General features: G+C 42.2%; 11 protein-coding genes. 5 read left to right on the top strand and 6 right to left on the bottom strand.

Annotation, left to right across the window (positions count from 1 at the left end):
* The 5 genes from NC818_06440 to NC818_06420 form a co-directional block, all read left to right on the top strand.
* A partial coding sequence (locus NC818_06440; GenBank protein MCM8784389.1) for a hypothetical protein occupies positions 1–638 on the top strand: 638 nt, incomplete at its 5' end.
* A gap of 74 nt (positions 639–712) precedes the next feature.
* A complete protein-coding gene (locus NC818_06435; protein MCM8784388.1) occupies positions 713–1,063 on the top strand; it encodes a PilZ domain-containing protein in 351 nt (116 codons plus the stop codon).
* A gap of 50 nt (positions 1,064–1,113) precedes the next feature.
* A complete protein-coding gene (locus NC818_06430) occupies positions 1,114–4,116 on the top strand; it encodes a hypothetical protein (GenBank protein MCM8784387.1) in 3,003 nt (1,000 codons plus the stop codon).
* A gap of 119 nt (positions 4,117–4,235) precedes the next feature.
* Positions 4,236–5,555 (top strand): GAF domain-containing sensor histidine kinase, encoded by a 1,320-nt coding sequence (locus NC818_06425; GenBank protein ID MCM8784386.1) that lies wholly within the window; start codon positions 4,236–4,238, stop codon positions 5,553–5,555.
* 115 nt (positions 5,556–5,670) lie between these two features.
* Positions 5,671–6,102, top strand: coding sequence for a response regulator (locus NC818_06420; GenBank protein MCM8784385.1), 432 nt, complete (start codon positions 5,671–5,673; stop codon positions 6,100–6,102).
* Positions 6,103–6,298: 196 nt separating this feature from the next.
* Here NC818_06420 and NC818_06415 read toward each other — a convergent pair whose 3' ends face one another.
* The 6 genes from NC818_06415 to pilM form a co-directional block, all read right to left on the bottom strand.
* Positions 6,299–6,718, bottom strand: coding sequence for a response regulator (locus tag NC818_06415; GenBank protein ID MCM8784384.1), 420 nt, complete (start codon positions 6,716–6,718; stop codon positions 6,299–6,301).
* Entirely contained in the window at positions 6,711–8,039 is a 1,329-nt protein-coding gene (locus NC818_06410; GenBank protein ID MCM8784383.1) for a HAMP domain-containing histidine kinase, read from the bottom strand. The genes NC818_06415 and NC818_06410 overlap by 8 nt, the downstream gene beginning before the upstream one ends.
* A gap of 262 nt (positions 8,040–8,301) precedes the next feature.
* Positions 8,302–9,936, bottom strand: coding sequence for a secretin and TonB N-terminal domain-containing protein (locus tag NC818_06405; protein MCM8784382.1), 1,635 nt, complete (start codon positions 9,934–9,936; stop codon positions 8,302–8,304).
* A 128-nt stretch (positions 9,937–10,064) separates the two neighbouring features.
* Positions 10,065–10,514 (bottom strand): hypothetical protein, encoded by a 450-nt coding sequence (locus NC818_06400; GenBank protein ID MCM8784381.1) that lies wholly within the window; start codon positions 10,512–10,514, stop codon positions 10,065–10,067.
* Between the two features lie 212 nt (positions 10,515–10,726).
* The gene (locus tag NC818_06395) at positions 10,727–11,296 is read right to left on the bottom strand and encodes a hypothetical protein (protein MCM8784380.1); all 570 of its coding nucleotides are present in this window, start codon (positions 11,294–11,296) and stop codon (positions 10,727–10,729) included.
* Positions 11,293–12,870 (bottom strand): pilus assembly protein PilM, encoded by a 1,578-nt coding sequence (gene pilM, locus NC818_06390; protein ID MCM8784379.1) that lies wholly within the window; start codon positions 12,868–12,870, stop codon positions 11,293–11,295. Before pilM ends, NC818_06395 begins: the two co-directional genes overlap by 4 nt.
* Between the last annotated feature and the right edge of the window lie 113 nt (positions 12,871–12,983).

Raw genomic sequence — 12,983 nt, 5'->3', positions numbered from 1 at the left:
ATGCCAGTGTTGGTTCCTATTCTATAGATATCAACGGGGCGTCAGGGGAAGGATTAGGAAATTACACGATCACCTACAACAATGGCACGTTGACTGTTACTGCCAAACCAATCACCGTAACCGCGGATTCGGGTCAGAGTAAAACCCAAGGAGAGCCTGACCCAGCACTCACCTATCAGATAACCTCGGGTTCATTGGTAGGTGATGATAGCTTTACTGGAGCTTTAACCCGCGAACCGGGTGAGGACCCCGGTGACTATGCGATTTTACAGGGAACCTTAACCTTAGGAGATAACTACGCTATAGATTTCATCAGTGCGCTCTTTACGATTCTCGCGGCGGTTGTTCCTCCCACTCCCACCACTGAAGCATTGGTTTATGATTATCTCACAGAACGCTGGCGTTGGCCGGTGCAGGAGATTATTGGCACGGATACGGGAACGCGTGTCTATGCGATGGATCCGCAGATAAAACCCATACCCGTTTATTTCTATCATCCGGTTACACCCACCGATGCGGGAGCTTTCCAGGGGCTGGCTTTGACCGCAGATATGTATGAGTTTATTGAAAATTCTATCCGCGCCCGAGGACAGGAATTCTTCCCCTGGCTGGAAGAGGAGTTTAAGAAAAGGAAGTAATCAGTAATCCGTAAATCGTGAATTGGGGAATTACGAAATTCGGGTTACAGAATTGCGATGGAGTTTAGGTAGTGTTGGAACGCCGGGCGCATCCCCGATTTAAATGGCGGTTTATCTTAAGATGCAGGGAGGAGAAAAAGGGAACGGAGGCATGCGAATTTACTACTGTGGAAAATATCAGTAAAGGAGGATGTCTTTTCCCGAGCAACCGGCCGTTTCCTGTGGGTGAAGTTTTAGAATTACAGATAAAATTCCCTGACCGAAGGGATTTTTTAGTTTTTAAGGGCGAAGTAAAGCGCTGTGAAGAAATAAAAACTATCTCTTCATATTGGATCGCGGTAGAGTTCAAAGAATTGTTTGAGGAAGGGAAACAGGAACTGGAGAAGTATTTCAGTATATCCCAGAAGCAGAGAAGCGAGAAGTAAATCGTAATTCGTAAACCAAACAGTCTAAACTTTTCAGAAAGGAGAATCAGATGAAGAAAGGAGTTTTGTTTCTGGTTTTAAGTTTGATGTTAGTAAGTAAACTTTATGCAGATGGTTTTTTAGGAACAGGAAGTCCGGGGATTTTACCGGTTAGTCCCCGGCAATCTACCCTTGATATTTCCGGCATTCTTTCCGCAAATTGGAATCTAAGGGGAACTTCTCTTGATGCCACTGCATCTTATTTTGAACAAAAAGTAAAAACACCACTGTTAGAGGCTGCAGAAAATTACTTTGATACACGCAAAGAGGTATTAGAGTTTGTGAATCAGGCTTTAAATACCTTAATTATAGGAATAAGTGGTTGGACTCAAGGACTGGATTTATTTTTGGAAAAAGCACCGGGAGTTTACACTGGTTGGGAAACCATTTATTCAGGTGCCAGAGGAACTTATGGGGAGTTTTTACAGATGGTAAGCCAGCGGTTTACCGAACGGGTGATTGAGGAGTTGGAACAGATAGGACCCAAAAGAATTAAATGGGAGGAGATTTTCGCTTATACCCAAAGAGGAAGCTGGTATATCAATCGGGCAACTCCCCAAGCGCGCCCGATTAGTTTTAATGAGGCACTTGCCGAAATGCGTAAAGAGGCGGGAAGTGTGACTGCTGCCTCTTCCACTGTGGAAAAACCCCTAACCTCTCCAGAGAGATCGCTTCCCGTAGTAAATCCAACACAACCTACAGGAAGCACAGCAGTGGTTAATCCTTCTCCACAACAAGTGGTAACGCAAACACCTGCGGTTGTTGTTCAGACACCAGCAGTGGAGAAGCAAGTGGTTTCTACTTCGGCAATGAGGAGCTTAGCTACGGTTGGTGTTTCTCCACGCACGGACTTAATAGAATTGCTTAACCCCAATGTAAAATATTTTAACTGGGAAAGCATTCCTGAGGCAAGCGCTTATCTGTGGCAATTATTTAAAATAAATCCTGATGGAACGGAAACTGCTCTTACTGATTATTGCGGGAGAGTTAGCGCAAGCGCCTTTCAACTTGATGTTTCAAAATTGGGAAGTGGAGAATATATTTTTAAAGTAAAGGCAATTAAGGAAGAGCGAGGCGAAATTGTTGCCCAGAGCGCGGATTTTGGCGGAGGAAAAAGGTTTAGTATTACTCGGCAGCCACAAACAGTAGTAGCTGAGAGGGAAGAAACACCCGTAACAGTAGCGACTACTACGGAATTTCCTCAAACGCTTGTATCTCAAGAATTGCAAGCGGTATTAGCGGTTTGGACCAAGTGGAGAGGAATAATTTTTGACGCCGATGCTTATCAGACCGAAATTCCTGCTATTCTTGATTCGGGAATTCTCTATCCCAATGGGCAGATTAATGCCATCATTGATTTGTCTTTATTTGCTCCTGCGGACAAAATTGTGGCGGTGGGTAAATTTGACCTTATAGATAATTACGATGAGGAAATTGTGGGCAATGAAGAGCTCTTTGTGGTCTTTAAGGAAGGCGAGCGTTATTTCTTAGAAGTGCATGGCTATTTGGACCAGAATTCTCCGCGAAAAGTGGTAAAAGCAATCAGCGCGCCCTTACCTCAAGGGTTTACTCCTGTAGGTTTTACACGTATTGAAGATGGTTATTATTTGGTTGCTCAAGATAAAGAAGGAAAGCGTTATGCCCTAAAGCTGGAAAATACCGTAGAAGGTAGTGTGGCGGTTAAAGTAAAAGAGGCAATTGAGTTTAGTTCAAGAATGAGTTTAGAAAATGGGCTTAAATCCGAAGGTTTAATTCCGGGAATCGCCGAAAGTTTGGGGATTAAGATTCCCCTTTTGCAGGCAATTACGGTCTTGAGGCAAAAACTGGTAGAAGAGGGTTACAGCGTAAAGGATATGGCGCTTTATCTTTCACGCAATGACAATGCGGGAATTGATTATAATTTAGCGGTGGCTTTAGTAAAGTATGGCACAGGTGGAAGAGTTTTGGAGAACCGCTTAAATATTTACGATATTTTTAATCAGGCGGGAGAAATTGAGCTTGTTCTAAGAGAGCACTTTAGTGAAGATGAAACCGTTTGCCCCGGGCAGATTGTTCCCGAAATTAACGGGATAATGGCTCTTGATTCGGACAACGAAGGTTTACAGCAGGAATTAGCGGTTAATTTTGTGAATGGCGACAATAAGTTTTGGGTGATTAATCTTGTGCCTTGCCAAGGACCAGAGTGTCCAGTTTGTATCTGCCCACCCCAGCCGCCGCAACCTCCAGAACCGCCGCAACCTCCAGAACCGCCGCAACCGCCGGAGCCACCGGAACCGCCGGAGCCACCAGAACCGCCGGAACCGCCAGAGCCCCCAGAACCCCCGGAGCCACCAGAACCGCCCGAGCCACCACAACCACCGAGCACAGGAACATTGACTATTGGCTATTGGAAGACCGCCCCACATCGGGAGCACTTGGCGCGGATACTTAGTGAAAATGAGATTTATCTTGGAGGGGTGCGTATTGAGACAGTAGAGCAAGCTTATGAGATTTTGCAGGGAGCAGATGCTAAAGACCCCTACAGTATGCTTAGAGCCCAGCTTCTGGCCGCCAAATTAAACATTGCTAATGGTGCTACTTATACCGATGATATTCTGGCGTTGATTGAAGAGGCAGATAATGCTCTGCTTGACCCATCTTTAGATAGAGAATATCTCTTGCGTCTAAAAGACGCTTTAGATGAATATAACAATTCTGGGCACACAGCAGAAGGTTCTACAACCACTACCACGACCCCCACGGGTACAGGAGGTGCTCAAGGTCAGGGGAATAAACCGCCAGAACCACCGGGAAAGCCCGAAGACCCGGGGAAGCCCGGAGAGCCGCCCGGACAGGGAAAGAAGCCCGATGAACCACCGGGAAAACCTGAAGACCCGGGAAAACCCGGCGATCCACCCGGACAAGGAGGTACCCCACCCGGCCAAGGTGGGACACCGCCCGGACAAGGCGGAACTCCGCCTGGACAACAAGAAGATGAGGAAGAAGGACGGGGCAGGGGACCCAAACCGAGGTAGAGAAAAAAACTAAAAGTTTAAAGCGCAAAGCGCAAAACGAAAATAACGAATTAAGCGAAATTAACGAATATAACGAACTAACGAACCCAACGAACACAAGGGGTTTCGAATTACTGATTATGGATTACGGAGTTTTTCAGATGGACGAATTAAAAGAACAAATCCACGCCCTCTTGGGAGGGATTCAGGAAAAGCAGAGGACGGTAATTGAGCGCTATCTCTTTGAACTTTCTGCAGTTTATCAATTAGCACGGGAAATAAGCACCTGTGCTGATTTAGATAATTGTCTGAAGATTGTTGCGGAAAGGATTGCACAATTATTCTCGGTAGAGACAGTTTCTATCGTTTTAAAAGAAGAGCATTCTGACATTTTAAAGATAAGATGTGCACGGGGTTTAAGTGAAGAGATTGTCGAGAATACCATAATTGAAGAAGAGGACCCGCCTAAAACGATTATTCACTGGGTTATAAAAACCGGTAAGCCCCTTTTGGTAGAAGACCTTGTGCGTGATGGGAGGTTTCCGATAAGAAGAGGTAGATACTATAATAATTCTCTTTTAAGCGTTCCCTTGAAGGAAAAAGAAAAAGTAATTGGGGTAATCAATATAAATAATAAAACCTCGCGTGAGGTCTTTAATTTAAACGACCTCAGTCTTTTGACGAAAATCGGGGAGTTGTTGAGCGTTTATTTGGAGAGTATCACTGAGCATAGAAAGAAGACCATCCCTAACGTAAAAGAGGAGATTGTTTCCCATCTTTCCCACGAATTTAAAGTTCCCGTAACTGTCATTGATGAGGTCCTGGAGATGCTTGTTGAGGAACTTAACCCGACGCTTAACGATAGACAGAAGCGCCTTTTTGCCTTAGCTAGACAGAGCACCCAACGTTTAAAGCGCTTTGTTGAGGATTGGCTTACCTATGCCAAAAACGGCGGTAATAAGAAAGTAGCGATAGAGGGAAAATTCTTTGATTTAGTCAGCACGGTAAAACATGTTATTTATTCGTTAGATATTTTAGCCGTAAACAAGGGTGTCGTGATTAAAGGACTTTTCCCGCACAGCGCGGAACTAAAAATTTGGGCAAATGAAGATGAGATAACTCAGGTTTTGGTTAATTTGATTCATAATGCGGTAAAATATAACAAGGAAAATGGAACAGTTGAGGTAAGTTTTGAGGTTTCGGAAAATAAGGATTTGGTAAAAATCTATGTCTCCGACACAGGTATAGGGATTTCTCCGGAAAATCGGGAGAAGATTTTTCAGAGGTATAATTCCGCGGCGGGTTTCAATGGAGACAATGTTGATAGCCATGGTTTGGGTTTGTATATTTCTCGGGAAATCATCCGTCGTCATGGCGGAGAGATAAATGTGGTTTCGGAAGTGGGTAAAGGAAGTACCTTTATCGTCAGCCTTCCCCAGAAAAAGCAGATAGAAGGATAATCATTAAAAAGCGTAAAGCGCACAAAACGAATAAAACGAATTCAACGAGATTAACGAACACAACAAATATAACGAAATTAACGAACCCAACGGACTAAACGAACCTAACTAACCCATGAAAAAAGATACGCCCGAAAAAGAGAAAACTGCCGAGCAGAAGAAAATCTTAATCATTGACGATGAGCCGGAAACCGTTAAGGAGCTCATAGAACACTTAGAGTCGGCTGGCTATAAGGTAACGCTTGCCCTCTCGGGTAATGAAGGGCTGAGGAAGTTACGAGAGGCGCCTGCAGACTTAATTATTCTGGATTTAATGCTTCCCGAGATGAATGGCTATAAAGTGGCACGCTTTATTAAATTTGACAAACGCTTCCGCAATATCCCCTTGGTGATGTTTAGCGCCCGTTCCGATAAGTTGGGCGAAGAACCGGCAAAAGAAGTAGGTGTGGACGCTTGGTTCACCAAACCCTTTAAGCCCCAAGAAATGTTCCCTGCCTTAGAAAAACTCTTAGGAAAAATAACCGTTGAACGCGGAGTGAAGAAGTAGGTAACGAATTAAACGAATTTAACGAACTAAACGAACTAAACGAAACTAACAAACCAACCAAACCTTTCCTCAACCGTCTACCACCTCGTAGGTGTCCAGAATCGGCCTACTTAAGTATCGATAAATTATCGACTTATGGAGGTAGTTATGGGACACCTACGAGGTGGGTTAGGTTTGGTTAGGTTTTGGTTGGGGTTTAGCTGGGGTTAGAGGGGTTGGAGAGAGGGGATTGGGCATCGGTTGCCGGAGGGCGTTCTAAGAGTTCGCGGATTCTTCGCAGGAGAAAATCGGGGTCAAAGGGTTTTTTGATATATTCATCCACTCCATAGGAAAGACATTTCTCGCGGTCTTCATCCTGAGCCATGGCGGTGAGAATAATTACCGGAACATCCTTGTGTAATTTATGCTGCTTGATGGTCTTACAAATCTTAAAGCCGTCCCATTTAGGAAGCATTAGGTCTAAAATGATTAAATTGAAACTGGCTCCTTCCAGTTTATGCATTGCTTCCAAGCCATCGCGGGCAAATTCTATCACAAAACCTTCACGCACCAAAATTTCCTCTAAGGTTTTGCGAATATCCTCCTCATCTTCCACGAGTAAAATCCGATTACTCATCTCTCTTACTCTTTCTTAAGTCGATGGGCAATAAAATATAGAATTTACTTCCTCTGTTTACCTCCGACTCAAGCCACACCTTTCCCTGATGGCGACTAACCACTTCTCTGACAATCGCCAGCCCCAAGCCAATGCCTCTCCGCGAGGGTTTATTCTCCATTAGCGCCTGCACAAAGGGCTCAAAAATTCTTTCCTGTTCTTCTTTGGGAATTCCACAACCGGTATCTGCTACTACAACTTTTAAGTTAGCACCTTCCTGACTCATAAAGATTTCAATCTTTCCCCCTTGTGGTGTAAATTTTATGGCGTTGTCCAAGAGGTTGATAAAAACCCTTCTTAACCCATCTTCTTCTCCCCAGAGAAAAGAATCACCATATAAGGGAGAAAAATCAATTGTTATTTCCTTGCTCTTTGCCTGAGGACGCATCGTTTCTACCACTTCCGAGATAAGAGCATTTAACTCAAAATGCGTGCGTTTTATCTCAAAAGTTCCCCGCTCAAGCCGTGCGGTGTCCAGGAGATTATCAATCATTATTGATTGCCGGTCTATGTTTTTCTTAATGATTTCCATATACTCCTTAACCTTTTCATTGCTCGCCGTCTCATAGCCAATTAATTTCAGAGAATTGAGTATGGCGGTAAGCGGAGTGCGTAGTTCGTGGGAAACCGTTGCCACAAACACCGATTTTGCCTCAGAAAGCTCCTGGAGGTGCTTATTGGCGGTTTCCAATTCTTCGGTTTTTCTGCGCAGTTCCTCATTGAGATTTTTGAGTTTCTCGTTGTATTCCTCAAGTGCCCTTCTCACTAGAACCTGATTGCGGTAGAGGTAATATCCAAAGATTGCCAAAAGCGAAAGGCTAAATATTTTGGTAAAAGGAAGGGGTAACTCAAGCCTTACCAAATTCTCTGGGGGGATTCTTGCCTCCCAGTAAATCTCACCTAAAAGAAACAGAGAAACCATTACCAAAAGGAGAACAAAGGTGCGGGGCTGGATTACAAAAGTTAGCGATAAAGAAAAAGCCAGAAGAAGGGGAAAGAAATAAAAAATCCATACACTGTTTTTATGGAAAATAAGTATAAATAAAATGACCGCGATATAAGAAGAAAAACTTAAAATCCGCAGAAGATTCCTCTTAAGAGGTTTAGCAATGCGCTTAAAAATAAATTGCTCAGCGAGAAAGAAGATCAATAGCGAGGAAAGAAACGCGAGAAGATGAATACGCCTCAAGCTCACCAATTGCGGTGAAAGATTGAGAAAAATAACTCCTCCAAAAATTAAAACCCAAATAAACAATTCTATTTTCTCGGCTGTTTTGCGCATTTTCCCTCCTTCAATTTTAAGTTCGTATTTTTAAAAAAATAGCAGATTATCAGAAAATTGTAGAATAGTGGGAATGGTTTGTCAAGGATAAACTGGGAAGGAGGGATGAAGAGAGAATTCTAGAATCCGTAATCCGTAATTAGTAATCGGTAATCGGTAATCAGTAATCCGAATTACGAATCCCCGTTTTTCACTGGTGTTCTGGTGCGCTAGTGTCCGTTGTGTTCGTTTTATTCGTTTGGTTCGCTTTTACGCTTCTTAATTACTGTTCCTTAAACAACTTCTTCCAGCGACCGAGGACTCCTTGTTTGTTTTCCTTGTAGATTTTTTCTTCGCTGATTATTTTGTCTGCGGAGTCAATACTGGTAACACGTTCTTGTTCGGTTTCCGTAAGTTGCGGAGGTTCCACAATAAAGGCGCGTAAGAAGATTAAAAGGTCAATTTTCTCCACATCGGTAGTAGTGCGCTGGAAAAGAAGCCCAAAAAGAGGTATGTCTTTTAATAGGGGAACACCGACTTTACTCTCTTTCTTTATATCCTTAAGCAGTCCTCCAATGGCAATGGTTTCCCCACTTTTTATGATGACTTGAGTTTCTGCCTCGCGCGTGGTAATTACCGGGTATCTGGCCAGAACATTTCCCTCTGAACTTTGCGCTTCTTCATAATCAATGATGGAGGTAACTGCAGGGTGGACAATCATATTGATTTGGTTCTCGGAAATAATCTGGGGCACGACATTTAACTGGATGCCTACCTCCTGGAAGTAGTCAAGGGTGCTGGTGACCGTGGTTGTGGTTTCGCCAGAGACATTGGTGCTTAAAATAGGGAATTTTGTCCCCACGAGAATAGTTGCCTCCTGATTATCTAAAGTCATAATGCGTGGAGCAGAAAGTAAATTTGCACTTACATCTTCACTTAAAGCATGTAGAATTGCCTCAAATTGAAAACCAGTGAGTCTCTTGTAGGCAAGGGTCAGTCCAGCATCAAAAGGTAAATTTCCGCTTAAATCTGCTTTGGGTTCAAAGACAGAAGGTGCTTTTTGTGCGCCTAACTGCTTACCTGCAAGTTGGGAATGAACCTTGGGAGGAGTTCTACTGACATCGCGTTCTATGTCTACAAAGGAGAGGGTGGAATTTTCCGCACCGGTAGAACCGCTTCCCCAGTCCAGGCCAAAATCCTTTAATTTATCGTGGTTAACCTCCAGAATTTTTGCCTCAATCATTACCTGTCGCGGGGCGATATCAATGGTTTTGATAATCTCTCTTACTCTTTCAATTACTGGAGGAATATCCGAAACAATTAGGATTTTGGCTTTACCTTCAGTTTCTGCTTTCTGGACACGAGTGCGTTTTTCCATAGTTGTTTCTGCACCAAAGACCCAACCCCGCTGTCCTTTGATTGCTACGACGGAAATTTTCCCCCGTCCTGATAGCTGCGGAGCAATGGCGCTTTTTGCGTCGTTAGCGTCTAGATTTTTAAGATAAAATATCTCGGTAATCACCGGTTGAACTTCTGAGATTTCCGATTCGGATTTGCTGCGCGAGGCAAGTTTCTCTTGACTCATCACAGTAATGATGTTCCCCTCGCGTTCATAGCCTAAGTTATTGATTTTAAGAATTGCCTTTAAGGCTTTTTCCCAAGGAACATCCACCAGTTTAACAGTTACGCTTCCACTAACCTCTTTTCCGGCAATGATATTTACCCCTCCTTTACGGGCAAGTAGTTCTAAGACCGTAAGCAGGTCGGCATCTTTAAAAGTCATAGTGAGGTTTCCCGAGGCAGTCTCGGTGATTTCTCCCACTACCGAAGAAGATTTCTCCTGGCCGAAACTCAAACTACTTACAAAAAACATCATGAATAAAAAAGCAGTGACTCTACATCCAAAAGACTTACACATTATCCCCCTCCTTTCTTTAAACTCAGTAATTGGTACATCCGTAATCGGTAATCAGTAATTGGTAATCAGTAATCAGAATTAAAAGTTACGCTTTACGGGTTACGGATTACGAATCCCGTGTTTTTCTATTACTCTAACGGCGAAATGGTTAATTCTACGGTTTCTCCTTCTTTGTTTACTACGACCTTTTCTTTTTCGATAGAAATTATTTTAAAATTCTCATATACCTCTCCCACACCTAATACTTGGTTATTGATGATTGCCAGGGGTTGGATTTTGTCCCAGACAATCGCACTTAAGTGCAGAGTTTGGGATTTTTTTTCGGAAGTTTCTTCGCGTTTTGAAATTTTTCCGCCTAAAGTAAAGGGATTACGCACCAGTCCCAATTGGGCAAAATATTCCCTAAGCTCTTTCTCCGAAACAGACGGTGTGGTTTTTGCTGGAAGAGAAGCAGTCTTTGCGGGTTTTTTTGCCCTTTTGGAATGTTTCTTTATCTTCGCTAATGAGGGGAAAAGCATTAAGATAAAGACCACAATTAAAACTCCTGCAATCAGATTAAGCTTTTTTTTGTCTAACATATAAAAGGGTCAAAGTTTCCGCCCCAAAGAAAGGCGGATTTAGTTCGTTTTGTTCGTTTAGTTCGTTATTTTCGTTAAATTCGTTAATCTCGTTTGGCTCGTTTTGTTCGTTGAATTCGTTCTATTCGTTATCTTCGTTTTGTTCGTTGATTTCGTTGATTTCGTTATTTTCGTTTTATTCGTTTTGCGCTTTAAGTTTTACCCTTTCTCTCTCACCCCAGCACAAATGCTTCCAATTCTAAATCAAGCTTCAAACTATCAGAAGTTGGGTCTAAAGGTGCTATTTTGCCAATGGTAAAATTATTTAAAATCAGAAATTTTTCTCCTTTGTCTACCTCTTCCAAGAATTTCATCAACATCGTGAAATTGCCCTGAAGAGAGATTTTAAACCCTAAGCGATAAATACTTTTTTTTCCCAGAGTGAGAGGTTTTTTCTCTTTATCAATTATTTTTTCTTTCTTTAACGGATTTATCGCCACCAGTTCCAAGCCTAAGTCATAACAGAAACGGGAGATGCTGTCCAAAGATTCCGCATCGCTTAAGAAGAAAGTTTTCTCCAATTCCAGTATTTGGCGGTTGAATGTGGGGGCTGTTACCGCGGAAGCAGAGGATATTCCCAGTTCCTTTACTATCTCACTATATTTTTTATGTTCACTGGCGATATTCTTTATTTGTTTGTGGATGGGAAGATAGATAAAGAGATAAATTGCAAGGGGAATAGTTAAGGGGATGCCTAAACGGATTAGCCTTTTGTATTTTTTTAATATGGTAATTAGTTTCATCTTATTCGTGCCTTTATTTTGAACTCAGCAAGACTCTTCTCGGGCGATTTTCTAATAGATTCTAATTTTGGTTCAAAGAAAATTTTTGAATTTTCCATATTTTTCATCATCTCCACCACGATGTTTTCCACAAAATCTCCGGCAAAGATTACCCCCAGAAGCTCAATACTACGGGAGTTTTTATCGATGTTCATGCGGGAAATTATTGCTTTGGGAGGAAGAAGGGCTGAGATTTCCTGAATTACCCAGTTAAAATTCATTTTTCCCGCGGAAATAATATCTTTAATTTCTCTTTTTCGGTCAAATTCTTGTTTTAAGGCTCTCAGTTTCTCAAAATTGGGCATCTGCTTTTTAAAGCGTGTGAGTTCCTTTTTCTGGATTATATTTCGCGGCAAAGCAAGAATTATTGAGCCCAAGAGAAAGAAAGTAACTATTAAGGAAAATAAATTTATTGCTTTTTTGAGAGCAGGGATTTGTGCTATCCTAAATTCTTGAGGCAGGAAATCAATTGTTTTATGGAAGCGATTCAAGATATTTGCTAGTGGAGCGGTAAGTGCATTTTTTTCCTGAGGGGAGAGTTCTAAACTTGTTGCCACAGGGAAAGTTAGTACTTCTAAAGGAAAATGAAGACTAGGAGTTAAGATTTTAAGCAAGCCTTTAATAGCTGAGCCAATACCTGTAAGAAAGATTTTTTCTGGAGTTCCTTCTTTCAAGGTAAAGGAGAAATAATCCAAGGAACGGATTAACTCTGTGGCAAGTCGTTCCAGTTCCGGACGAAGAAGGATGAGTATTTGGGAAAAAGGAAAACCATGCCATTCCCCTTCGGTAGTTTCTGGAATGCCTACCTCCTGGAGTAGTTGCCAAGCACTTTGAGAATTTAAGGAGAGATTATTTCCTTTATAAACAAGAGAAATACACAGAGAATTTACCAGATTCTTTACCCCCACGGGGATAAGTCGGGAAAAAAGAATTTCACGATTCCGATAAAAAGAAAGCGTAGAAGTTGTCCAAGCGAAATCTAAAACCGCATATATCTTTTGAGGAAGAATATTTTCCGGAAGCAGTTTACCTAAAGAAAATGGTGGAGGAGTTATTTTTAAAGGTTCAAGGTTTATTTTTTCTAAGAGTTGACAGAGAGCGTTTACTTCTTTTTTAGGAACCAGACAGACCAGATAATGTTTCTGTCTTAAACCTTCAGAGTCCGTGGTTTCTTTTACTAGAAGGTAATCAAAGAGGATATCTTCTTCTTTCTCGGAGACGGCATCTTTGAACTGCCAGCGTAAAGCAGAGGAGATTTCTTTTTGCGGAAGGCCGGGAAGGGCATATCTTCCCAGATAAAGGGAACTTGAGTGGAGAGAAACGAGCACTTCCCGACCCAGAGGTGAGAATTCTTTTAATGCCTCTTGAATTCTTGCACTTAGTTCTTGAGTATAATCCGCTGGACTTAGCCCTAATAGAGAAATAGTTTTTATTCCTACGAGTTTAATTTGTTCTTTGGCTAATTCCGCCAGAACAAGGGTAATTATTTCTCCATCTACATCCAGCGCCAGTATTTTTTTATTTTTTTTTTGCAATTGAGTTTTTGACTGTTTAGACTTTGGTTTTTCTCTTATCCACCTACACCTCTACCTTAACCACCACCTCCACCTGCTCCCTCAGTACAAATAAATGAGCCATCTGTTGCGGA

This window comes from Candidatus Omnitrophota bacterium (assembly GCA_023819145.1).
GTDB lineage: Bacteria > Omnitrophota > Gorgyraeia > DTHP01 > DTHP01 > JBFWKV01.
This window is presented reverse-complemented; position numbering and strand designations above follow the sequence as displayed.

Excerpts from the sequence above, each read along its gene's own strand:
- NC818_06430 (MCM8784387.1), top strand. The coding sequence starts at position 1,114 with ATGAAGAAAGGAGTTTTGTTTCTGGTTTTAAGTTTGATGTTAGTAAGT.
- NC818_06415 (MCM8784384.1), bottom strand. The coding sequence starts at position 6,718 with ATGAGTAATCGGATTTTACTCGTGGAAGATGAGGAGGATATTCGCAAA.
- NC818_06410 (MCM8784383.1), bottom strand. The coding sequence starts at position 8,039 with ATGCGCAAAACAGCCGAGAAAATAGAATTGTTTATTTGGGTTTTAATT.
- NC818_06425 (MCM8784386.1), top strand. The coding sequence starts at position 4,236 with ATGGATTACGGAGTTTTTCAGATGGACGAATTAAAAGAACAAATCCAC.
- NC818_06400 (MCM8784381.1), bottom strand. The coding sequence starts at position 10,514 with ATGTTAGACAAAAAAAAGCTTAATCTGATTGCAGGAGTTTTAATTGTG.
- NC818_06395 (MCM8784380.1), bottom strand. The coding sequence starts at position 11,296 with ATGAAACTAATTACCATATTAAAAAAATACAAAAGGCTAATCCGTTTA.
- NC818_06405 (MCM8784382.1), bottom strand. The coding sequence starts at position 9,936 with ATGTGTAAGTCTTTTGGATGTAGAGTCACTGCTTTTTTATTCATGATG.
- NC818_06420 (MCM8784385.1), top strand. The coding sequence starts at position 5,671 with ATGAAAAAAGATACGCCCGAAAAAGAGAAAACTGCCGAGCAGAAGAAA.